A 21,631-nucleotide genomic window follows, 5' to 3' on the forward strand; every position below is an offset into this window, starting at 1 on the left:
GCCCTCACATCGGAAGGCTGCTTCCACAGCCTCGCCCACCGCCGGGTCTTCCTGAGACAGCACCCGGCTGCGGGCCAGAATGGTGACTTTACTGCCCAGGCGGGCAAAGGCCTGCGACAACTCCAGAGCAACGACTGAAGCGCCAATGACAATGAGGCGCTCGGGAATATGATCCAGTCCCAGCGCAGTAGTGGAGGTAAGATAGGGCGTCTCGGACAGTCCCGGAATGGGTGGTTCGGCAGGCCGGGCACCGGTGCCGATGAAGGCTTTGTCAAAGTGAACTTCCTGTTCACCGCCGTCGTTCAGCGTGACCTTTATTGTTCTATTGTCCAGGAAACGGGCCTCACCCTTGAGAACCGTAATCGCGGCATTGTCATCGAGAATGCTCTCGTATTTCGATTCTCGCAGTTCCTCCACCCGTACCTGTTGCTGAGCCAGAAGTGCGGTACGATTCACGTCAGGCACCTGGCGACTCAGCCCGTCATCGAACGGGCTTTCCCGGCGAAGGTGAGCGATGTGAGCCGACCGGATCAGGATTTTGGACGGTACGCAACCAATGTTGACGCAGGTTCCACCGATCGTACCCCGCTCGATCAGGGTAACCGTTGCACCACGTTCGGTGGCTTTCAGGGCGGCCGCCATGGCACCGCCACCGCTACCGATAACAGCAATGTGCAGATTGTTGTCACTCATAACGATCACTCCTTGGATGATGGGCTGTCGCAGCAGGCGTCGTATTTTTTCTTACGCCATATGGCATAGCCGGTCAGGCCGATAAAAAATACCAGCGCAGGTAAAAGCACGTAGTCAAGATAGCCAGTAAGTGCTGCCAGGCCCAAGGTGCCCAGCAGGATCACCAGTACGGGCGTAAAACAGCAGAGCGCGACCAGCACGGTGCCGATAACACTTACTCGCAACAGGGTTTTGGGGTTTTGGGGTTTTGGGGTTTTGCATGCCTACTCCTTTCCCGTTTGACTTTGCTTCAGCGAGGACGGGTAACCCGCGTTCGTCGTAGCCTGAGTCAGTGCCTCAACGGTGGTCTTCGTATCGTCAAAAATAACTGTCGCATCACGCTCTTCATAACGGACCTGGACAGAGTGCACCCCCTCAACTTGGTTGAGAGCCGCCTTCACAGTTATTGGGCAGGCAGCACAGTTCATACCGGGAACGGACAAGGTAACGGTTTGCTCGGCCGCCAGGGCGGGCAGGCTGAGTGCCATAAGCAAGGTTGTTGCGATCAGTGATGTTTTCATGGTGTCGTGCCTCTCAGTAAAACATGGGTAAAACGTAAGGGAACGCCAGGGCAACCAGAATGAGCAGCGCGACGACCCAGAAGACGACTTTGTAGGCCGTTCGAGCGTGCGGCGCTGCGCAAACGTCACCTGGCCGGCAGTCCCTGACTGGCCGGTATATCCGGCGCCAGGCAAAAAACATCGCGATCAATGCCGCCCCGAGGAACCACGGACGGTAGGGCTCCAGGGCAGCCAGGTTACCGATCCAGGCGCCGGAAATGCCCAACGTGATCAAAATCAGTGGGCCAAGGCAGCAAGCGGATGCCAGGATCGCGGCAATACCGCCTGCGACCAACGAGCCGCTACCTGTTTTGAGTTTTGACATTACGATGCTCCTGTAATGAACTGACCAGTTATTATAAACTTACTACCGTAGTCAACTACGGAGTCAATCCCTATGACAAAAAAACCTTGTTCATTGACCATCGGAGCGCTGGCCAAGGCCGCCGATATAGGCGTGGAAACCATCCGCTATTACCAACGCAGAGGCTTGGTGGCCGAACCTGACAAACCCTATGGAAGCATTCGCCGCTATGACGAACACGCGCTTGCTCGCCTGCAATTCATCAGAACGGCTCAGTGGCTGGGTTTCAGTCTGGAAGAAATTGGCGGGTTGCTGAAACTGCAGGACGGAACCCATTGCGACGAAGCCCGTGCGTTGGGCGAACAAAAATTAATCAGCGTACGGCAGAAAATTGAAAGCCTGCGACGAATTGAACTTGCCTTGGATGGATTGGTGAAGGAATGTTCCGCTCAGAATGGCGATGTCAAATGCCCCCTTATCACCGCAATTTACGATGGATTGGAATTGAATAAGTCGTAAATGAAATTTTGTCATCACGCGAACGCCACTTAGGAAGGTGACCACTACAAAGGGCTGAAAGATTTCATTTGGGTGGATCGAGAGACGGGGTTAGAATGAGGGATATTGAGAAATCAATAGGTTACGAGGGTAGGCATCAAACATTTTTGATCCCTATTTACTCCCTAACAATCGCAACTCATTGAAAATAATAGAAACTTTACATTCTGCATCGGTAAATAGACTTTATGGAGCTTGTGAGGCAGCCGCTTGCTAAACTCGGTTTTGACTATATTCGCTTCCGCTTTGGATTGCGGACTGCGTTGGCTGCCTGCTTATCATTGATCATAGCCTGGGCATTAGGATTAGAACACCCACAGTGGGCCGCTATAACCGTATGGGCTGTTTCGCAACCTACTCGCGGACTGCTGTTAGAAAAAGGCGCATATCGCGCGCTAGGCACTCTAATCGGAACCTTGTTTGGTATGATTTTAGTGGTGACAGCGGATCATCAAATACTGCCTGTCGCGATGGGTCTTACACTTTGGGTCGCTCTCTGTGTTTATCTTGGTAATCTAATTCATGGCTTAGTGTCTTATGGCACTATTTTGGCGGGTTATTCTGCTTCCATGGTTGCTTTGCTAAGCCGCAGCCCTGATGCGCTCTTGCCTTTGGGGATCGACCGGTTATTAACGGTATTTGTTGGTGTCATGATGGCACTGGTTGTAGGTTGGTTATTCACCTACAAACGCGCGGAGCAAAGCCTTATCAACCAAATGCGACGCGAAACCATTATTTCTCTAGAAAATGTAGCACAATTATTCAGTAAGCAAGACAAAGCACTCCTTAATTTTGATGACCGGCTATCGAAACTAGCACAAATTGAAGCACAATTGCTCGAACATGGTACGGGTTCTCCTGCAGCACATGAATCCGCTCGACTGGTAAGAAAGGTTATTAATAGCCAACTTGAGTGGTTGGCTCAGATTTATTTCTTGCCACTTGAAGCCAACCAAGAGATAAGTAAGCACTTACTTGATGCAGCAAGTTTACTCCGGCAAAATGCGAAACGCTCAGATATTTTAGCCGCATTAAAGAACGCCTCTTTGAGCGTTAGACAGTCACCATTACGCAGTGCATTTGATGAATTTATTGAGGCCTGTGACGAGCGTCTTTCATTTCGTGATTCCGGTCGCGCGGCGTCCTCGACACGCCGCTCGCTATCGTTGCTTCACCGTGACTGGATAGGTGCACGCGAGGCCAGTATTCGAACCATGGTCATCATGGGATTAATCAGTGCTTTATGGTGGTATACCGAGTGGTTCCAAGTCGCCTTTTTGTTGTTGGGCGCAAGCATCATGCTAACGCTGTTTTCCACCACAGATAACCCTGCTAAGACAATGAAAACAGTATTCATCGGTCAATGTGCAGGCGCATTACTCTCGATAGTCATTCATGCGGCAATATGGCCTTATCTAGAAAGTACCGGCGCCATGGTAATGTCACTCCTACCTATAATGTTTATCGCCGCGTTTCCTTTATCCCATCACCGTACGATTAACGGGAGCATGGACTTTATTCTGGTCTTTCTATTGTTGATGCAGCCGGTAATACCGTACAGCTTTGAGGTATTTAATTCGGTGAGTATTGCGCTTGCTGTTGTGTTAGCCCCTATCACAGCGATGCTTGGTTACAAACTGCTCTATCCAACCAATCTCGCTCGTCGTGAACATGCGTTAACTATCGCAATTGCCCATGAACTTGAAGCCTTTGGCCAAACACCGGCATCCGCTTCTCGACGGCGTCGCTATCGGGCGCGATTTTACCACCGACTATTCAAACTCATACAAATTGCTGACAAAACTCACGCATCATATAAAAGCGTGATAAGTTGGTTATTACGTTATCAACAAGTCATGGTGTCTCATGAGCGATCAATGGATAAAGATTTACCGCGCCAGTAGCCCGATAGAGGCCGAATTACTCGGCGGGTTATTGCGTGCTGAGGGAATTCAGGTTCACGTTCCCAATAATCCCAGTGCCGGCGGCGTTGGCGAGTTACCTGCTGACGCTATCGAAACGGCCATCTACGTCATGCCAGAAGCTTACGATGCCGCGAAACATATTCTCAGTCTCTATGAACAGAATAGCGCTAATAACGCAGAATGGTGTTGTCCTGCATGTGGTGAGCTTAATCCTGCCTCATTTGAAGAATGTTGGCAGTGTCAAAAAGAACGACCGGTTACAGACTAATTAATTTTCGTTTATCTGCACGCGAGAGTTGTTTCAATTGAGCTTCGAGCTGACAGGCACGAGTTTTAGAAAAAGGCCCCTGACGCCAACTCAACACGACTGGTCGGCGACTCTGTGTATAGCGAGCCCCACCACTTAACTCGCCGTTATGTTGACGAATGCGTCGTTCTAAACACGTAGTGACACCGGTGTAAAGTGATCGATCACCGCATTCAACCATGTATACATACCAACGAGCTTCGGGCTCTGGCTTGAAATTTAATGTCTTATTCCCAATTTCTAGTAATTCACACATTGTTGTCTTAGGAGCATTCCATGAGTCGTCATTTTGACAGAGCTAAGGGGTTATCAGAACATCACGATCCCGCAACCCACAAATTTGTTTTCAATCAGACGATGTTTCGTATTAAAGATCCCGAGCGTACTTTAAAGTTCTATTCAGAGGTACTCGGCATGACGCTTATCAAGCGTTTGGACTTCCCTGAGATGAAGTTCACGCTCTATTTCATGGCCTCAATCTCGCCCGAAGAACGCAGTCATTGGTCAACCGATCACGATGAACGCATCGTTCAAACCTTTGGCCGACCCGCCATGCTAGAACTTACGCATAACTGGGGAGATGAGAACGATGACAACGTGTCGTATCACAGCGGTAACCAAGAGCCAAAGGGGTTTGGTCATATCGGCTTTGCCGTGCCCGACATTGACTCCGCCTGCGAGCGCTTTGAAGAGCTCGGCGTTGAATTCCAGAAAAAACCTAATGATGGCAACATGAAAGGCATTGCTTTTATTAAAGATCCCGATGGCTACTGGATCGAGATCTTTACTCCGAATCGCCAACCAGATTTATTGCGCGAGCATCTCTGATACCGTCTTTTCGAGCGAGGTTAAACCTCGCTCACGCCCTATTTTGAGCGCTAGGTCTTTTTCCTTTCCATCGAGCCACGCTGCACGCAGTGCAAACAAAGCACCCACTCGATTACCCGATGCACAATGCACGAGCACATTTTTATCTTTATGCTCAAGTAACACTTTATCCAACAGGCGCACCTTTGCGAGTGTCAAACCATCAGCGCCTGGAATTGCAACATGGTAAAACGCCATGCCGTTTTCTGTTACCCATGTCGATTCAGCTGTTTGTGATTGTTCTGGTACAGACAACAGACTGATTACGATATCGCCGCCTTGTTGAGAAAAGTATTCAATAGCCTCCTCACGAGGCATTCCCATTACCCACAAATTCTGTTCAACTTGCTTTGCAGTCTCAATACCTTTGGCCGTGGAAAATATAGGCAAACTCAATATGACAACTGCGAATAGATAAATTGCACGCATGGTTTTTCACTCCTGTACAATACGAGTATCTGTCACAACTATTTAAGCATTTTACGATGACGAATACGATACATATATTGGTAGGCACCACGTCGGGCAACACAGAAGCGTTAGCCGACCACGTTCAAGAAATTCTAGAAAGTCATGATCTTTCTACCCAGATGCATTACGAACCCACTTTCGATGATTTACCCAAATCAGGTATTTGGCTGATCTTCCTAGCCACTCACGGAGCAGGCGACTATGCCGATTCAATGCTTGATTTCTATGATGTCATCGCTTCTACGAATGCCCCTTTATTGCCTGATCTTAGCTATGCGGTCTGTGCCATCGGTGAATCTTGTTATGACACTTTTTGTGAAGCCGGTCGACATTGCGATAAAAAGCTCAGCGTTTTGAATGCCACACGACTATTTGAACGGTTAGAGATCGACATGATGGAAGATGATCCTGAAGACAAAGCATCAAAATGGGTTACTGAATTGATCGATAAATTGCGATCATACCCACAAGATTGATCGCGTATTTTATGGGGTTTGCAACACGATCACGTGATCGTATCCACAGTTCTATACACAAATTTTTTTACTTGTGATCAAAATAAGGATAAGCAGACATAAGCGCTGTCATTGAATTGGGTATAACTGTGGGGATAACTCAAGCTGTGTATAAACACCCTAGTTATCCACGATCTATGATCGCAGTTTAAGGGATCTTTTTCACATGTTTTGATCGCTCTAAAAAGCAGTAAAAATAAGACTTGTAGCGATCTATTCACAGAAAAAGCGATCCTAATAGAAACAATAATAAAGATCTAAATAAAGATCCTTTACTGATCTTTATTGATCGAGCATAGCTTTACAGTCTGAATAAAAAATAACCGTTTCGATCACAGCCAAAACGCGTTAAAATACGCGGTTCACTGATGATGATCAGTTTTATCTTTATCTCCTTTCATCGAGGTTGTTCTGAATGTTGAAAAATAACGCCCAAACCTATGACGTCATCGTCGTCGGTGGTGGACATGCAGGTACCGAAGCAGCGCTCGCCGCAGCACGCATGGGATCGCGTACTTTATTGCTAACGCATAACATTGATACGTTGGGACAAATGTCATGTAACCCAGCGATCGGTGGTATTGGTAAAGGGCATTTGGTCAAAGAGATCGATGCACTCGGCGGTATCATGGCAAAAGCCGCTGACAAAGCAGGTATTCAATTCAGAACATTGAACTCGTCGAAAGGCCCTGCGGTGCGCGCTACGCGAGCGCAAGCCGATCGTCAACTATATAAGCAAGCAATCCGTTATGCGTTGGAGACCCAACCTAACTTAACGTTATTTCAGCAAGGCTGTGACGATCTGATCGTAGAAAATGATCAGGTGACGGGTGTAGTGACCCAAATGGGGCTCAAATTCCATGCTCGAGCAGTCGTACTTACAGTGGGCACTTTCCTTGGTGGTCGGATCCATATTGGTTTAGATAATTACCAAGGCGGTCGTGCAGGGGATCCACCAGCAAATGCCCTATCACAACGTTTACGTGCGTTACCACTTCGTGTTGATCGCTTGAAGACAGGTACTCCACCTCGTATTGCAAGTCATTCAATTGATTTTTCAGTCATGCAAGAACAACCCGGTGACACACCAACACCTGTGTTCTCTTACTTAGGAAGTCGCGCTGATCATCCTCAACAGATCCCTTGCTATATTACACATACCAATGAGCAAACTCATGATGTGATTCGTTCAGGACTTGATCGTTCACCCATGTATTCGGGCGAGATTGAAGGTGTTGGACCGCGTTACTGCCCTTCAATAGAGGACAAAATTGTCCGTTTTGCGGACAAAACTTCGCATCAAATATTTGTAGAGCCTGAGGGTCTCAATACGTTTGAAGTGTATCCCAACGGGATCTCAACGAGTTTGCCTTTTGACGTTCAACAGCAATTGGTTCAGTCAATTCGTGGTTTCGAGAATGCTGTGATTACACGTCCTGGTTATGCGATCGAGTATGATTATTTTGATCCACGAGATCTCAAGCAGTCACTGGAAACTAAAGTGATTAATGGTTTGTTTTTTGCTGGTCAAATCAATGGCACCACTGGTTATGAAGAAGCAGGTGCACAAGGTTTGATAGCTGGCCTAAATGCAGCACGTTTAGCTCAAGATAAAGAAACGTGGTCTCCTCGTCGTGATCAAGCTTACATGGGCGTACTCATTGATGATCTATCGACCTTGGGTACACAAGAGCCTTACCGTATGTTTACATCGCGTGCCGAATACCGCTTGTTACTGCGTGAAGATAACGCAGATATTCGTTTAACTGAAAAAGGTCGTGAACTTGGTTTGGTTGATGATGAGCGTTGGCAAGCGTTTAATTTAAAAATGGAAGCTATCGAGCAAGAAAAGCAGCGCTTGCGTAGCACTTGGGTTCATAAAGATCACCCAGAAATTGATAGTATTAACGCCTTTGTGAAAAGTCCGATAACAAAAGAGGTCAGTGGTGAGGAGCTACTACGTCGACCAGAAGTAAACTATCAGCAGTTGGTTAAAACACCGTTCTTTGCGCCGGGTTTAAGTGATTCAGCTGCAGCCGAGCAAGTAGAGATTCAAACTAAATATGCGGGTTACATTTCGCGTCAGCAAGATGAGATTGCGAAACAACAACGTCATGAAAACACGCGGTTACCGAATCAGTTCGATTACAATAGCATCAAAGGCCTCTCTAACGAGGTGATTGCTAAATTGAACCAACACCAACCTGAAACCGTTGGTAAAGCTGCTCGAATTTCAGGTATTACGCCCGCGGCGATATCAATGCTGCTCGTACATCTTAAAAAGCAAGGTTTGCTCAGAAAAAGCGCGTAAGGGATGAGTTTGAAAGAAAAATTAGAGAGGTTACTTGCACAAACGGATGATTCTGTCCGTGGCACAGTGTCAGATGAACAAGTGGTTAAACTTGTGCAACTGGTTGAATTGCTGGATAAATGGAATAAAGCGTATAATCTGACATCAGTCCGTGATCCAAATGAAATGCTTACTAAGCATATCATTGATAGCCTTGTGGTAATGCCACATTTAAAAGGCGAGCAATTTATTGATGTAGGCACAGGTCCGGGCTTACCTGGCTTGCCATTGGCTATTTGTATGCCACACTGTGAATTCGTATTGTTAGATAGCTTAGGTAAACGAATTCGCTTTATCAGGCAAGTTTGTCATGAACTTAATATCGAGAATGTAACTGCCGTACAAAGCCGAGTAGAAGCTTATGATAGTCGCTTACACGATTTTGACGGTGTGTTGAGTAGAGCCTTTGCCTCGCTTAATGATATGCTTTCATGGTGTCATCATTTACCAAAGCCGTCAGGGCGATTTTATGCGCTCAAAGGTATGTATCCAGAGCAAGAGATAGCTGACCTTGACACCCAATACGGTATTGATGAAATCAACCGATTGATGGTGCCCGGCTTGGAAGGCGAGCGGCACATGGTTATTATCCGTCCAATTAACGCCCATTAATAATAAGAGGTGATGCACCCGTGGCTACAACTATTGCGATAGCTAATCAAAAAGGCGGCGTGGGCAAAACGACCACCGCAGTGAATTTGGCTGCATCCATGGCTGCAACCAAGCGTAAAGTTCTACTCATTGATTTAGATCCTCAAGGCAATGCGACTATGGGTAGCGGTGTTGATAAGTATGAAGTCGATAGCACCGTGTATGAATTGTTAGTGGACGAAAAACCCATTAAAGAAGTGGTTGTTACCGATACTAACGGCAAATATCATCTTATCGCTGCAAACTCTGATGTCACAGCCGCAGAAATCAAATTAATGGAATTTTTTGCGCGCGAAGTACGGCTTCGAAACGCACTTAAGAGCGTGCAAGACGATTATGACTTTATTTTTATCGACTGCCCTCCTTCCTTAAATATGTTGACCGTTAATGCGATGGCAGCAGCCGATTCTATTCTTGTACCGATGCAGTGCGAGTATTATGCATTAGAGGGACTGACTGCGTTAATGGAGACAATCCGACAGCTTGCTGAAGTGGTTAATCCAAGCCTGACAATTGAAGGCATTCTGCGTACGATGTACGACCCGCGTAATCGCTTAGCTAATGATGTATCAGAACAGCTTAAGCAACATTTTGGTGAAAAAGTTTATCGCACGGTTATTCCACGTAACGTACGGTTGGCTGAGGCCCCTTCGTTTGGTGCCCCGGCCATGTATTATGATAAGTCATCAACTGGTGCAAAAGCTTATTTATCACTTGCTGGAGAGATCATCCGGCGAGCTGAAAAGCTGGAAAAAGAGCAGCAATCGGTTAATTCATAAAAACGAGTAGTAGGGTTTGAGGAAATAAATATATGTCGCCGAAAAAACGTGGTTTAGGTCGTGGATTAGACGCTTTATTGACAAGCAATTCGGCGAGTCAACAACGCCAAGATGGTCATCAGCCACCCGTGGAAGATGAGCAGCATACGTTGGTTAAAGGTGAACTTCAAAAGCTACCTATCGAGCAACTGCAACCTGGACGTTATCAACCGCGTAAAGATATGTCTCCTGAGGCACTTGAAGATCTCGCTGCTTCGGTAAAAGCACAGGGTATAATTCAGCCTATCGTGGTGCGTATCATCGCAGACGATGAATATGAAATCATTGCTGGTGAGCGCCGCTGGCGAGCCGCGCAATTAGCTAAGCTTGAATTGGTTCCCTGCTTGGTAAAAGACGTGCCAGACGAAGCTGCCGTGGCGATTGCTTTAATTGAAAACATCCAGCGCGAAGATCTTAATGCGATGGAGGAGGCAACGGCACTCCAACGACTACTTGATGAATTTAATATGACACATCAAGACGTCGCGCAAGCGGTTGGTAAATCTCGCACTACGGTGACTAATCTTTTGCGCCTCAATAATTTAGAGGCGAGCGTTAAGTTGCTACTTGAACGTGGCGATATTGAACTCGGGCACGCTAAATTATTATTAGCGCTCGAAGGTGAACAGCAAGCGAGCGTTGCTCAGCATATTGCTGCAAAAGATATGACGGTGCGCGAAGCTGAAAAATTGGTTCGCAAAACCATTGAACCTCCCAAACAACAAGACAAACCTCAACCTGATGCTGATATCGAACGCCTTGAGGCATCCTTATCAGAGCGCTTGGGCGCAAAAGTTGCTATCAATCATGGCCGAAAAGGTAAAGGAAAAGTCGTTATCAATTACACTAACTTAGATGAGTTAGATGGCATATTAGCGCACATAAAATAAGACCCTTGTCACATTTGTAACGGGTATGTTAAGTAGCATTAAACTCAAAGGCTGTAGGCAAATTTGTTTGCATTTAGCGGGCAGATCTTTATACTAGCGCGAGTTTATTTGCGCCTGTTTAAAAATAGGTCAACACCCAAATTTTGAAGAAAGGTTCAATAGTGACTCAGCCCCTTGCTTTGGCAGGAAAAAAACTAGCACGAAAAACGGTTTTGAGTCAGTTAGTTGTGTCGTTGTGCACTGCTTTATTGGCCTTTCTTGTGAGCCAAACAGATGCTGCATTAGCCGCTTTATTGGGGAGTTTTTCGGCACTGATTCCCAACGCGCTGTTTGGCTGGATAGCGTTTAGATATGCGGGCGCGCGTGCCAACCAACAAGTGGTCAAAAGTTTTTTTGTTGGTGAGGGCGTCAAGCTAGTACTTACAGCAGTACTACTGAGTTTAGTTTTACTGCTTACAAATTCTAATGCATTGTGGTTATTAACCGGCTTTATTCTAGCCGTTGTTGCACAGTGGATTGCACCGATTTTGTTTTTAAAATCAACGTAACTGGGAAACAACATGGTAAGTGGAGAGCAAACTCCGACTCAGTATATCAAACACCACCTTCAAAACTGGACGGTTGGTGAAGGATTCTGGGCGGTAAATGTCGATACTATCTTCTGGTCCGTGTTACTAGGTGTGCTATTTCTGTGGAGTTTCCGCAGAGTAGCCAAAAAATCCTCTGCGGGGGTACCTGGTAAGTGGCAATGCTTTGTCGAAATGGTTGTCGAGTTTGTCGATAACAGCGTCAAAGAGTCATTCCACGGCAAAGATAAACTCATTGCACCTTTAGCGTTAACCATCTTCGTCTGGATCTTCCTGATGAACTTGATGGACTTAATACCTGTTGATTGGTTGCCTACGGCAGCTATGTACACGGGCTATTGGCTAGGGTTTGTTAATGATCCTCATGACGTGTATTTCAAAGTGGTGCCAACCACCGATTTGAATACTACATTCGCACTGAGCTTAAGTGTTTTTGCTTTGATCATTATCTATTCGATTAAATACAAAGGCATCAAGGGCTTTGCCAAAGAAATGACGTTTACGCCATTTAATCACTGGGCGCTTGTCCCTGTGAACTTTGTGCTCGAGAGTATCACGCTACTCGCTAAGCCGGCGTCGCTGGCACTGCGTTTGTTTGGTAACCTCTACGCCGGTGAATTGATCTTTATTTTGATTGCCATGATGGGGCTGTTCCAGTTACCAGCGCACTTTATCTGGGCGGCGTTCCACATCATAGTTATTACTTTGCAGGCATTTATTTTTATGATGTTGACCATTGTTTATCTAAGCATGGCATCATCTGAACACTAAGTTTGGTCTTACTTTTATTTTTTAACTTTAATCTACTGAAAATTGGAGATATCAATGGAAACTGTAGTTGCTTTTACCGCTATCGCTGTATCAATCATGATCGGTCTTGCTGCACTAGGTACAGCGCTTGGCTTCGGTATGTTGGGTGGCAAATTCTTGGAAGCGGCCGCTCGTCAACCAGAACTAGCGCCTCAATTACAAGTTAAAATGTTCATCGTTGCGGGCCTTATCGATGCTATCGCTATGATCGGTGTTGCGGTTGCTTTGCTATTCACATTCGCAAACCCGTTCTTAACTCAGGTAGCAGGCTAAGCGCGATTCGACGGTCACCAAATAAAGGAGGTCCGTTGTGGATATCAACGCTACTATAATTGGACAAACGATCGCGTTCGCCGTGTTCGTGTGGTTCTGCATGAAGTTCGTGTGGCCACCGATCATCAAGGCAATTGAAGAACGTCAGAAGAAAATTGCTGACGGGCTTAGTGCTGGTGAACGTGCTCAAAAAGATTTAGAAAAAGCCCAGGAAGACATCGCTGAACAGCTTAAAGAGGCGAAGCAGCAAGCGGCTGAAATCATTGAGCAGGCTAAGAAACGTGGCGCAAAAATCGTTGAGGACGAAACTCAGCGTGGTCACGAAGAACGCGAGAAAATCGTCGCGTCTGGTCATGAGGAAGTCGAAGCTGAACGCCATCGTGCTCGTGAAGAGTTGCGTAAGCAAGTCGCTGTTCTAGCTGTGACTGGTGCTCAGAAAATTATCGAGCGTGAGATTGATGAGAACGCTCATCGCGACATCGTTGAAAAACTGGTCGCTGAACTTTAATCAAGGGGTTTGAGCTTATGTCAGAACTGACTACTGTCGCTCGCCCCTACGCAAAAGCAGCTTTTGATTTTGCTTTGCAACAAGGAGCGCTCGATAAGTGGGCCGAGATGTTGTCTTTTGCCGCTTCAGTGGCGCAAGATGACCGTATGGCGAGCTTTTTGAGTAGCTCTGCTACCGTTGGTCGCACGAGTGAGGTGTTTATCGGTGTTTGCGGAGACGCATTAACCGAACAAGCACAGAATCTTATCAAGGTGATGGCAGAAAACGAACGTTTAACTGCCCTGCCAGCGGTGTTGGAACAATTTAACGTGCTCCGTGCTGATTACGAAAAGGAAATTGTCGTAGATGTAACGGGTGCGGTCGAAATGTCGGATGCTCAGCAAGCTGAGCTTTCTAAGGCACTCGAAGCACGTTTGCAACGCAAAATTAAGCTGAACTGCAGTGTAGATGCGTCAATGATTGGCGGATTAACCATTCAAGCAGGCGATACCGTGATTGACGGTTCACTGCGTGGCAAGCTAGAACGTCTTGCCTATGCACTGCAATCCTAATTGGGGACTTGAGCATGCAACTGAATTCAAATGAAATCGCAGAACTAATCAAAGAGCGTATTGAGAAGTTCGAAGTCACCAGCGAAGCGCGCAACGAAGGTACCATCATGTCTGTACAAGACGGTATCATTCGCGTTCACGGCCTTGCAGACTGCTTGCAAGGTGAGATGATCGAGCTTCCTGGAAACCGCTACGCTATCGCACTGAACCTTGAGCGTGACTCTGTTGGTGCGGTTGTAATGGGCCCTTATGCTGACTTGCAAGAGGGTGTAAAAGTTAAATCTACGGGTCGTATTCTTGAAGTACCTGTTGGTAACAAGTTGCTTGGCCGTGTAGTTAACACGCTTGGTCAACCTATCGACGGTAAAGGTCCTATCGAAGCGGAAGCTTACGAGCCTGTCGAAAAAATTGCACCGGGTGTTATCGATCGTCAATCTGTTGATGAGCCAGTACAAACCGGCTACAAATCAATCGACTCGATGATCCCAGTCGGTCGTGGTCAACGTGAGTTGATCATTGGTGACCGTCAAACCGGTAAAACGGCTTTAGCAGTTGACGCAATCATCAACCAGAAAAACTCTGGAATTAAATGTGTTTACGTCGCAATCGGCCAGAAAAACTCAACGATTTCTGCAGTTGTTCGTAAGCTGGAAGAGCACGGCGCATTGGAAAACACCATTGTTGTAGCCGCTTCTGCTTCTGAATCTGCGGCGCTTCAGTACTTGTCAGCATACTCTGGCTGTACTATGGGTGAGTTCTTCCGTGACCGCGGTGAAGACGCATTAATTATTTATGATGATTTGTCGAAGCAAGCAGTTGCTTATCGTCAAATTTCATTGCTACTGCGTCGTCCTCCAGGTCGTGAAGCATTTCCTGGTGACGTTTTCTATCTACATTCGCGTCTACTTGAGCGCGCTGCTCGCGTCAACGCTGACTATGTAGAAAAGTACACCAACGGTGAAGTGAAAGGTAAAACAGGTTCTTTGACCGCATTACCTATCATTGAAACACAAGCGGGTGACGTATCTGCGTTCGTACCGACTAACGTGATTTCAATCACTGACGGTCAGATCTTCCTTGAAACTGACCTGTTCAACTCAGGTATTCGCCCAGCGGTTAACGCGGGTATCTCAGTTTCTCGTGTTGGTGGTGCTGCACAGACTAAGATCATCAAGAAGTTGGGCGGCGGTATCCGTCTAGCCTTGGCTCAGTATCGTGAATTGGCAGCCTTTGCTCAGTTCGCATCTGACCTTGATGAATCGACTCGTGCTCAACTTGAGCATGGCCAGCGCGTCACCGAGTTGATGAAGCAGAAGCAATATAAGCCTATGAGCGTGGCTCAAATGGCTGTATCAATTTACGCCGTTGAGAAAGGCTTCCTGAAAGATGTGGCTATCGACAAAATCATGGATTTTGAAGAGTCTCTACAATCATTCATGGCGAGCGAATACTCTGAGCTGATGGCTGAAATTGATAAAACCGGAAACTATAACGACGACATCGATAGCCAATTGAAAGCGGCACTTGAGAAATTCAAGCAAACGCAATCATGGTAATTGGCGGTGGCCGCTAGTAAGCGGCCATTTGTCGTTGAGTTAAAGGAGAATCATCATGGCCAGCGGTAAAGAGATAAAGACACAGATCTCGAGTATCGGTAATACTCAGAAGATCACTAGCGCTATGGAGATGGTGGCTGCGTCAAAAATGAAAAAGGCGCAGGAACGTATGGATGAAAGTCGTCCATACGCGGACACCATTCGCAAAGTGATTGGTCATGTCGCACGCGGAAACATTGAGTACCGTCATCCATTTATGGAAGAACGCGAAGTGAAACGTGTGGGCTACATTGTGATTTCTACCGACCGTGGTTTATGTGGTGGTCTTAACTCTAACGAGTTTAAAGCCGTCGTAAAACACGCAAACGAGTGGAAAGAACAAGGCATTGAGGCTGATTTTGCAGCCATCGGAAGTAAAGCAACCGGCTTTTTCAAACGTTTTGGTGGTAAGTTGCAAGCCCAAGTATCGGGTTTAGGTGACAAGCCAGAACTTAAAGAAATTACAGGTTCTGTCCAAATTATGTTGGACGCTTTTGAAGGAGGCAAAATCGACCGCTTGTACGTGGTGTACAACAAGTTCGTTAACACCATGACACAAGAGCCGACCATTCACCAATTGCTGCCATTGCCGCAAGCGGAAAAGGACGAAAATGTCCAAACGGGTAGCTGGGACTACTTGTACGAGCCAAACCCTGAAAGCATTCTCGACACGCTTATTCGTCGATATGTTGAGACCCAGGTGTATCAGGGTGTTGTAGATAACTTCGCCAGTGAGCAAGCTGCTCGTATGATTGCGATGAAAGCTGCAACTGACAATGCTGAAGACCTTATTGATAAGCTTCAGCTGCAGTACAACAAAGCTCGTCAGGCAGCGATTACGCAAGAAATATCGGAAATCGTCTCCGGCGCCGAAGCGGTATAACGCGGCAACGGTAAAAGAATTGAAGAGTTAGAGGAATAGTCATGAGTCAAGGTAAAGTCGTACAGATTATCGGCGCCGTTGTGGACTTTGAGTTTCCACAAGACGCAGTGCCAAAAGTATACGACGCATTGAAAGTGACCGAAGGTAACCTTGAAGGCCTAGTGCTAGAAGTTCAGCAGCAGCTAGGTGGTGGTATTGTTCGTGCCATCGCAATGGGTACTACCGACGGTTTGCGTCGCGGCATCATCGCTGAAAACACCGGTGAGCCGATCATGGTTCCAGTGGGTAAGAAAACCCTGGGCCGTATTATGAACGTATTAGGTCAGCCTATCGATGAAGCGGGCCCTATCGGTGAAGAAGAGCGTATGTCTATTCACCGCGCAGCACCTACGTACGAAGAGCAGTCAAACACCAGCGATTTGCTTGAGACAGGTATCAAAGTTATCGACTTGATCTGTCCTTTCGCAAAAGGTGGTAAAGTTGGCTTGTTCGGTGGTGCGGGTGTTGGTAAAACCGTAAACATGATGGAGCTTATCCGTAACATCGCTATCGAGCACAGCGGCTACTCAGTATTCGCAGGTGTTGGTGAGCGTACTCGTGAGGGTAATGACTTCTATCACGAAATGAACGATTCAAACGTTCTCGACAAAGTATCATTGGTTTATGGTCAGATGAACGAGCCACCGGGCAACCGTTTACGTGTTGCATTGACCGGTTTGACCATCGCGGAGAAATTCCGTGACGAAGGTCGCGATGTATTGTTCTTCGTTGATAACATCTACCGTTACACCCTAGCCGGTACGGAAGTATCTGCATTGTTGGGTCGTATGCCATCAGCAGTAGGTTATCAGCCTACATTGGCTGAGGAGATGGGCGTACTTCAGGAACGTATTACGTCAACCAAAACAGGCTCAATCACCTCGGTTCAAGCCGTATACGTACCTGCGGATGACTTGACGGATCCATCACCAGCAACAACCTTTGCTCACTTGGATGCAACTGTTGTACTTAACCGTGATATCGCATCACTGGGTATCTACCCTGCGGTTGACCCATTGGATTCAACCTCGCGTCAGCTCGACCCACTGGTTATCGGTGAAGAGCACTACGACACAGCGATGGGTGTGCAAGAAGTACTTCAACGCTATAAAGAGTTGAAAGACATCATTGCTATCTTGGGTATGGATGAGTTATCTGAAGAAGATAAGCGTACCGTTGCTCGTGCACGTAAGATCCAGCGTTTCTTATCACAGCCGTTCTTCGTAGCAGAAGTATTTACAGGAGCACCTGGTAAGTACGTATCGCTCAAAGATACTATCGCTGGCTTCAAGGGCATCCTTGAAGGTGACTACGATGATCTTCCAGAGCAAGCTTTCTACATGGTAGGTACCATCGAAGAAGCGATTGAAAAAGCCAAAAACCTGTAACCAACTGGGAGGTTTAAATGGCGACACAAACGTTAAATCTGGAAATCGTGAGTGCAGAACGTCGGTTGTTTACCGGCGTTGTGCAGACGGTCCAGGTGTCGGGTAGCGAAGGTGAACTGGGCATTTACCCAGGACACGCACCCTTACTGACCAAAATCAAACCAGGAATGGTTCGTTTTTTGAGTGAGGAAGGTCAAGAAGAACTGCTGTATGTTGCCGGCGGTGTTCTTGAAGTGCAACCAGGTCAAGTGATTGTTCTTGCTGATGTTGCTGTACGTGGTCATGAGCTAGATGAGCAAGAAGCTGAAGCAGCGCGTAAGCGTGCGGAAGAAGCGATTGCGGATTCAGGTTCTGACTTGTCGTATGCTGAAGCAATTGCAGAATTATCACGCGCGATGGCGCAACTTGAAGTTATTCGTAAGCTTAGACGTTAAAAATTAGAAAAAAATTACGCAAAAGGCCTTGTTGTTGGTACAACAAGGCCTTTTTTGTATGTAGAATATGTCCGTTTTCAACAAATCGATAACACTAAGGATGTAAAAGATATGAAACTTCGCGTAATCATCTTGGCTGCGGGAAAAGGAACACGGATGCGTTCGAGCCTGCCCAAAGTATTACACAAGGTTGCTCACAAGCCGATGGTGCAGCACGTAATTGACTGTGCAAAGGTGTTAAAGCCTCACGCTATAAATTTAGTTTATGGCCATGGAGGGGAGCAATTAAAAGCGCACGTTTCGGACTCATCCTTGGTGTGGAACGAACAAAAGGAGCAGCTAGGAACCGGGCATGCTGTTCAACAAGTAATGGATGAGCTTCTGCCTGACGAAAAAGTCGCAATCTTATATGGCGATGTTCCTCTGTTAACGCCGGAAACTCTATCTAAACTACTCGACGTTGCTACACGCACCGACTTAGGTCTTCTTACAATGAAGTTAGATGACCCATCTGGTTATGGGCGTATCATTCGTGACAAGGCTACACAGCGTATCGTTGGTATTGTTGAACAGAAAGATGCGAGCGACGAAGAGCTTCAGGTGAACGAAGTAAATACCGGTATCATGGTAGCAAGCGGTGATGCGCTTAAGCGCTGGCTGGGCGCATTAGATAATAATAATGCCCAGCAAGAGTATTATTTAACTGACATTGTTGCTATGGCAGCTAGTGAAGGCGTCGATATCGCCTCAACTCAACCAGGTGAAACAAACGAAGTTGAGGGAGCGAACAACCGTATTCAACTTGCCAGCTTAGAGCGAGCTTACCAGCAACGAGTTGCGCGCGACTTGATGACCCAAGGCGCTACGTTGATGGATCCGATGCGTTTTGATGTTCGCGGTTCGGTTGTTGTTGGCGAAGATGTGGTAATAGATGTAAATGTTGTGTTTGAAGGGCATGTTGAACTTGGTAATGGTGTCGTTATTGAGCCAAACTGTGTTATTCGAAACGCTAAAATTGGTGCAAACACAGTTATTAAGGCGAACAGCCATATTGAGGATGCTCACATAGAGACCGATTGCCAAGTCGGTCCCTTTGCGCGACTACGTCCAGGCGCGATTATGGAGCGAGGAGCCCTTGTTGGTAATTTCGTAGAGATGAAAAAAACTCGTCTCGGCGAGGGCTCAAAAGCGAATCACTTAACTTACTTAGGTGATACAGAGATCGGTAAACAAGCAAACATCGGTGCAGGTACTATTACTTGTAATTACGATGGTGTTAACAAATCCAAAACCGAAATCGGTGATGGTGCATTTATTGGCTCTAATAGTTCACTAGTCGCACCTGTGAAAATTGGCAAAGAAGCGACTATCGGTGCAGGTTCTGTCGTCACTCGAGATGTTGAAGATCAGCAACTAGCCGTTGCGCGCGGTAAGCAAAGAAACATAGATGGTTGGGAAAGACCAAAGAAAAGGGAACAGTAATTATGTGCGGTATTGTAGGAGCAACGTCTGAGCGACGTGTCAGCGGAATTTTATTAGAAGGTCTTAAACGTCTCGAATATCGAGGTTATGACTCAGCTGGTATTGCTGTTATCGATAAATCTCAACACTTACAAACGATTAAGCGTACAGGTAAAGTGCAAGCGTTAGCAGACGCTATTGATGAGAGTCCAGTTGATGGCACCATAGGTATCGCACATACTCGGTGGGCCACGCATGGTGGCGTGACAGAGAGAAATGCCCACCCTCACCTATCGGAACACGAAATTGCCGTTGTGCATAATGGCATCATCGAAAACCATGAGACTTTGCGCGAGCAACTGCAAGCGTTAGGCTATGAATTTGTGAGTCAGACCGATACCGAAGTAATTGCTCACCTTATCCATCATGAACGTAAAACCCATGATGACTTACTTGATGCGTTGAAAGCGGCTGTAAGACAATTAGAGGGCGCCTACGGAACGGTCGTAATGGATACCAATGATCCTGAACGTTTGGTTGTTGCTCGCTCTGGAAGTCCCCTAGTGATTGGCGTAGGTATTGGTGAAAACTTTGTCGCCTCTGATCAGTTGGCGCTATTACCTGTAACACGCAAGTTTATTTATCTCGAAGAAGGTGACGTTGCCGATATCAACCGTAACGACATCAAAATTTATGATAGCGCTGACGAAGCTGTTGAGCGCGAAGTCGTTGATTCAGATGTCAATTACGATGCAGGCGGTAAAGGTCAGTATCGCCATTTCATGTTGAAAGAAATTCACGAGCAACCTATCGCGGTGCGAAATGCGTTGGAAGGTCGATTATCCGAAACGACCGTGCTTGATGATGCGTTTGGTGAAGGTGCAGCCGAGTTATTTAAGACGGTTGAGCATGTCCAAATCATTGCTTGTGGTACCAGTTACCATGCGGGCATGGTGGCAAAATACTGGCTTGAATCAATGGCAAACATCTCGTGTAATGTAGAGATAGCCTCTGAGTTCAGGTATCGCCAGTCGTTTGTGCGCCCTAACAGTCTGCTTGTGACTATCTCGCAAAGTGGCGAAACGGCGGATACGCTCGCAGCGCTTCGTCTCTCAAAAGAAATGGGCTATCGAGGCAGTCTGACGATTTGTAACGTCGCAACCTCGTCCATGGTACGTGAGTCAGATCTTGCTTTTATGACGCGTGCTGGCGCAGAAATCGGCGTCGCATCAACGAAAGCATTTACTACCCAGCTTACGGGGCTATTAATGCTCACCGTTGCGATTGGTAAGTACCGTGGCATGAACGAACAACAGCAATCCGCTATTGTAAAAGCGTTACAAACCTTACCTGCTAAACTCGAAGAAGCGGTTGAACTCGATGCTGAAATTGAAGCGCTAGCGCCCGACTTTGCAAGCAAGGATCATAGTCTATTCCTTGGACGTGGTAATCAATACCCAATAGCCATGGAAGGTGCGTTAAAGCTCAAAGAGATCTCGTATATTCACGCGGAAGCGTACGCAGCTGGAGAGCTTAAGCATGGTCCATTAGCGTTAATCGACGAAGAGATGCCGGTCATTGTTGTTGCACCTAACAACGAGCTGCTCGAGAAGCTTAAATCAAACGTTGAAGAAGTGCGCGCCCGTGGCGGGATTATGTATGTGTTCTCTGATAAGAACGCACGCTTCACCAGTGATGACACGATGAATGTATTAAATGTCTGTCACTGCGATGAGGTCATTGCGCCTATCGTGTACACCATTCCTCTGCAGTTGTTGTCGTACTACGTGGCTATCATTAAAGGCACCGATGTCGACCAACCAAGAAACCTTGCGAAGTCAGTGACGGTTGAATAACCGTCACTGCGTTTTAAACAACGGCTGTGGTGGAGTAATAAAGCTTCATACCTAGTAATAAAGAATCATACTTAGGAATAAAGTTTGTTACTCCATCATTGCTAGTTTTTCCTTCTTAATACTGCCGCCTTAAATGCTTTCCTGGTACTTTCGTTCTCGTAATCTCCAGACTCTCCAGAAAAATTTTCCGTCTTTACAAAAGATTGTATAAAAAGGCAACAAAAAATTTGGCTTTTTTATTCGAGTAGTGATATATTTATACCTGTCAATACTTCCAGAGACTTTTCTCTGGTTTTTT

26 protein-coding genes are annotated in these 21,631 nt (G+C 46.6%); 20 read left to right on the forward strand and 6 right to left on the reverse strand.

Features of this window, described 5'->3' with window-relative positions:
- From ABNS04_RS07400 to merT, 4 genes are all read right to left on the reverse strand, one after another.
- Positions 1-693 (reverse strand): FAD-dependent oxidoreductase (locus tag ABNS04_RS07400; protein WP_348671289.1); only part of this gene is annotated, 693 nt, incomplete at its 3' end.
- Between the two features lie 5 nt (positions 694-698).
- Complete coding sequence (gene merF / locus ABNS04_RS07405) at positions 699-920, reverse strand: mercury resistance system transport protein MerF (protein WP_348671315.1); 222 nt, start codon at positions 918-920, stop codon at positions 699-701.
- 36 nt (positions 921-956) lie between these two features.
- On the reverse strand, positions 957-1,253 hold the full coding sequence (gene merP, locus ABNS04_RS07410; protein WP_348671290.1) for a mercury resistance system periplasmic binding protein MerP: 297 nt from the start codon (positions 1,251-1,253) through the stop codon (positions 957-959).
- 13 nt (positions 1,254-1,266) lie between these two features.
- Positions 1,267-1,617 (reverse strand): mercuric ion transporter MerT, encoded by a 351-nt coding sequence (gene merT / locus ABNS04_RS07415; RefSeq protein ID WP_348671291.1) that lies wholly within the window; start codon positions 1,615-1,617, stop codon positions 1,267-1,269.
- Between the two features lie 72 nt (positions 1,618-1,689).
- On the opposite strand from merT, the gene merR reads away from it, so the two are divergent.
- From merR to ABNS04_RS07430, 3 genes are all read left to right on the forward strand, one after another.
- The gene (merR, locus tag ABNS04_RS07420) at positions 1,690-2,115 is read left to right on the forward strand and encodes an Hg(II)-responsive transcriptional regulator (RefSeq protein ID WP_348671292.1); all 426 of its coding nucleotides are present in this window, start codon (positions 1,690-1,692) and stop codon (positions 2,113-2,115) included.
- 227 nt (positions 2,116-2,342) lie between these two features.
- Positions 2,343-4,058: an FUSC family protein gene (locus ABNS04_RS07425; protein ID WP_272978602.1), complete on the forward strand. Its 1,716-nt coding sequence runs from the start codon at positions 2,343-2,345 to the stop codon at positions 4,056-4,058.
- Positions 4,021-4,347, forward strand: coding sequence for a DUF2007 domain-containing protein (locus ABNS04_RS07430; protein ID WP_272978600.1), 327 nt, complete (start codon positions 4,021-4,023; stop codon positions 4,345-4,347). The genes ABNS04_RS07425 and ABNS04_RS07430 overlap by 38 nt, the downstream gene beginning before the upstream one ends.
- Here the strand turns inward: ABNS04_RS07430 and ABNS04_RS07435 are convergent.
- On the reverse strand, positions 4,337-4,642 hold the full coding sequence (locus ABNS04_RS07435; protein WP_006954776.1) for a GIY-YIG nuclease family protein: 306 nt from the start codon (positions 4,640-4,642) through the stop codon (positions 4,337-4,339). The genes ABNS04_RS07430 and ABNS04_RS07435 overlap by 11 nt on opposite strands.
- A gap of 20 nt (positions 4,643-4,662) precedes the next feature.
- On the opposite strand from ABNS04_RS07435, the gene gloA reads away from it, so the two are divergent.
- Positions 4,663-5,214, forward strand: a complete 552-nt coding sequence (gene gloA, locus ABNS04_RS07440; RefSeq protein WP_272978599.1) for a lactoylglutathione lyase — start codon at positions 4,663-4,665, stop codon at positions 5,212-5,214.
- Here the strand turns inward: gloA and ABNS04_RS07445 are convergent.
- A complete protein-coding gene (locus ABNS04_RS07445; protein WP_272978598.1) occupies positions 5,194-5,682 on the reverse strand; it encodes a serine/threonine protein phosphatase in 489 nt (162 codons plus the stop codon). The genes gloA and ABNS04_RS07445 overlap by 21 nt on opposite strands.
- Before the next feature lie 56 nt (positions 5,683-5,738).
- On the opposite strand from ABNS04_RS07445, the gene ABNS04_RS07450 reads away from it, so the two are divergent.
- The 16 genes from ABNS04_RS07450 (at position 5,739) to glmS (ending at position 21,333) form a co-directional block, all read left to right on the forward strand.
- Positions 5,739-6,200: a flavodoxin domain-containing protein gene (locus ABNS04_RS07450; RefSeq protein ID WP_272978596.1), complete on the forward strand. Its 462-nt coding sequence runs from the start codon at positions 5,739-5,741 to the stop codon at positions 6,198-6,200.
- Positions 6,201-6,654: 454 nt separating this feature from the next.
- The gene (mnmG, locus tag ABNS04_RS07455; protein ID WP_348671295.1) at positions 6,655-8,550 is read left to right on the forward strand and encodes a tRNA uridine-5-carboxymethylaminomethyl(34) synthesis enzyme MnmG; all 1,896 of its coding nucleotides are present in this window, start codon (positions 6,655-6,657) and stop codon (positions 8,548-8,550) included.
- A 9-nt stretch (positions 8,551-8,559) separates the two neighbouring features.
- The gene (rsmG, locus tag ABNS04_RS07460; protein ID WP_165477439.1) at positions 8,560-9,201 is read left to right on the forward strand and encodes a 16S rRNA (guanine(527)-N(7))-methyltransferase RsmG; all 642 of its coding nucleotides are present in this window, start codon (positions 8,560-8,562) and stop codon (positions 9,199-9,201) included.
- A gap of 20 nt (positions 9,202-9,221) precedes the next feature.
- Positions 9,222-10,019 carry a ParA family protein gene (locus tag ABNS04_RS07465; protein WP_286682556.1) on the forward strand — a complete coding sequence of 266 codons (798 nt, stop codon included), beginning with the start codon at positions 9,222-9,224 and terminating at the stop codon, positions 10,017-10,019.
- A 32-nt stretch (positions 10,020-10,051) separates the two neighbouring features.
- A complete protein-coding gene (locus ABNS04_RS07470) occupies positions 10,052-10,948 on the forward strand; it encodes a ParB/RepB/Spo0J family partition protein (RefSeq protein WP_006954760.1) in 897 nt (298 codons plus the stop codon).
- Positions 10,949-11,109: 161 nt separating this feature from the next.
- The gene (locus ABNS04_RS07475) at positions 11,110-11,496 is read left to right on the forward strand and encodes an ATP synthase subunit I (RefSeq protein WP_006954758.1); all 387 of its coding nucleotides are present in this window, start codon (positions 11,110-11,112) and stop codon (positions 11,494-11,496) included.
- Between the two features lie 12 nt (positions 11,497-11,508).
- Positions 11,509-12,306: a F0F1 ATP synthase subunit A gene (gene atpB / locus ABNS04_RS07480; RefSeq protein ID WP_006954755.1), complete on the forward strand. Its 798-nt coding sequence runs from the start codon at positions 11,509-11,511 to the stop codon at positions 12,304-12,306.
- Positions 12,307-12,360: 54 nt separating this feature from the next.
- Positions 12,361-12,618, forward strand: a complete 258-nt coding sequence (gene atpE, locus ABNS04_RS07485) for a F0F1 ATP synthase subunit C (RefSeq protein ID WP_006954753.1) — start codon at positions 12,361-12,363, stop codon at positions 12,616-12,618.
- Positions 12,619-12,655: 37 nt separating this feature from the next.
- Positions 12,656-13,126 carry a F0F1 ATP synthase subunit B gene (atpF, locus tag ABNS04_RS07490; protein WP_006954751.1) on the forward strand — a complete coding sequence of 157 codons (471 nt, stop codon included), beginning with the start codon at positions 12,656-12,658 and terminating at the stop codon, positions 13,124-13,126.
- A 17-nt stretch (positions 13,127-13,143) separates the two neighbouring features.
- On the forward strand, positions 13,144-13,677 hold the full coding sequence (gene atpH / locus ABNS04_RS07495; protein ID WP_006954748.1) for a F0F1 ATP synthase subunit delta: 534 nt from the start codon (positions 13,144-13,146) through the stop codon (positions 13,675-13,677).
- A 14-nt stretch (positions 13,678-13,691) separates the two neighbouring features.
- Positions 13,692-15,233, forward strand: a complete 1,542-nt coding sequence (atpA, locus tag ABNS04_RS07500; RefSeq protein ID WP_348671296.1) for a F0F1 ATP synthase subunit alpha — start codon at positions 13,692-13,694, stop codon at positions 15,231-15,233.
- 55 nt (positions 15,234-15,288) lie between these two features.
- Complete coding sequence (gene atpG, locus ABNS04_RS07505; RefSeq protein ID WP_348671297.1) at positions 15,289-16,155, forward strand: F0F1 ATP synthase subunit gamma; 867 nt, start codon at positions 15,289-15,291, stop codon at positions 16,153-16,155.
- 41 nt (positions 16,156-16,196) lie between these two features.
- Complete coding sequence (gene atpD / locus ABNS04_RS07510) at positions 16,197-17,582, forward strand: F0F1 ATP synthase subunit beta (protein WP_006954743.1); 1,386 nt, start codon at positions 16,197-16,199, stop codon at positions 17,580-17,582.
- A 17-nt stretch (positions 17,583-17,599) separates the two neighbouring features.
- Positions 17,600-18,016: a F0F1 ATP synthase subunit epsilon gene (locus tag ABNS04_RS07515; protein WP_006954742.1), complete on the forward strand. Its 417-nt coding sequence runs from the start codon at positions 17,600-17,602 to the stop codon at positions 18,014-18,016.
- 111 nt (positions 18,017-18,127) lie between these two features.
- Positions 18,128-19,498, forward strand: a complete 1,371-nt coding sequence (gene glmU / locus ABNS04_RS07520) for a bifunctional UDP-N-acetylglucosamine diphosphorylase/glucosamine-1-phosphate N-acetyltransferase GlmU (protein WP_006954741.1) — start codon at positions 18,128-18,130, stop codon at positions 19,496-19,498.
- A gap of 2 nt (positions 19,499-19,500) precedes the next feature.
- A complete protein-coding gene (gene glmS, locus ABNS04_RS07525; RefSeq protein ID WP_006954740.1) occupies positions 19,501-21,333 on the forward strand; it encodes a glutamine--fructose-6-phosphate transaminase (isomerizing) in 1,833 nt (610 codons plus the stop codon).
- Positions 21,334-21,631 lie beyond the last annotated feature (298 nt).

Source organism: uncultured Idiomarina sp., assembly GCF_964010655.1.
GTDB classification, from domain to species: Bacteria; Pseudomonadota; Gammaproteobacteria; order Enterobacterales; family Alteromonadaceae; genus Idiomarina; species Idiomarina baltica.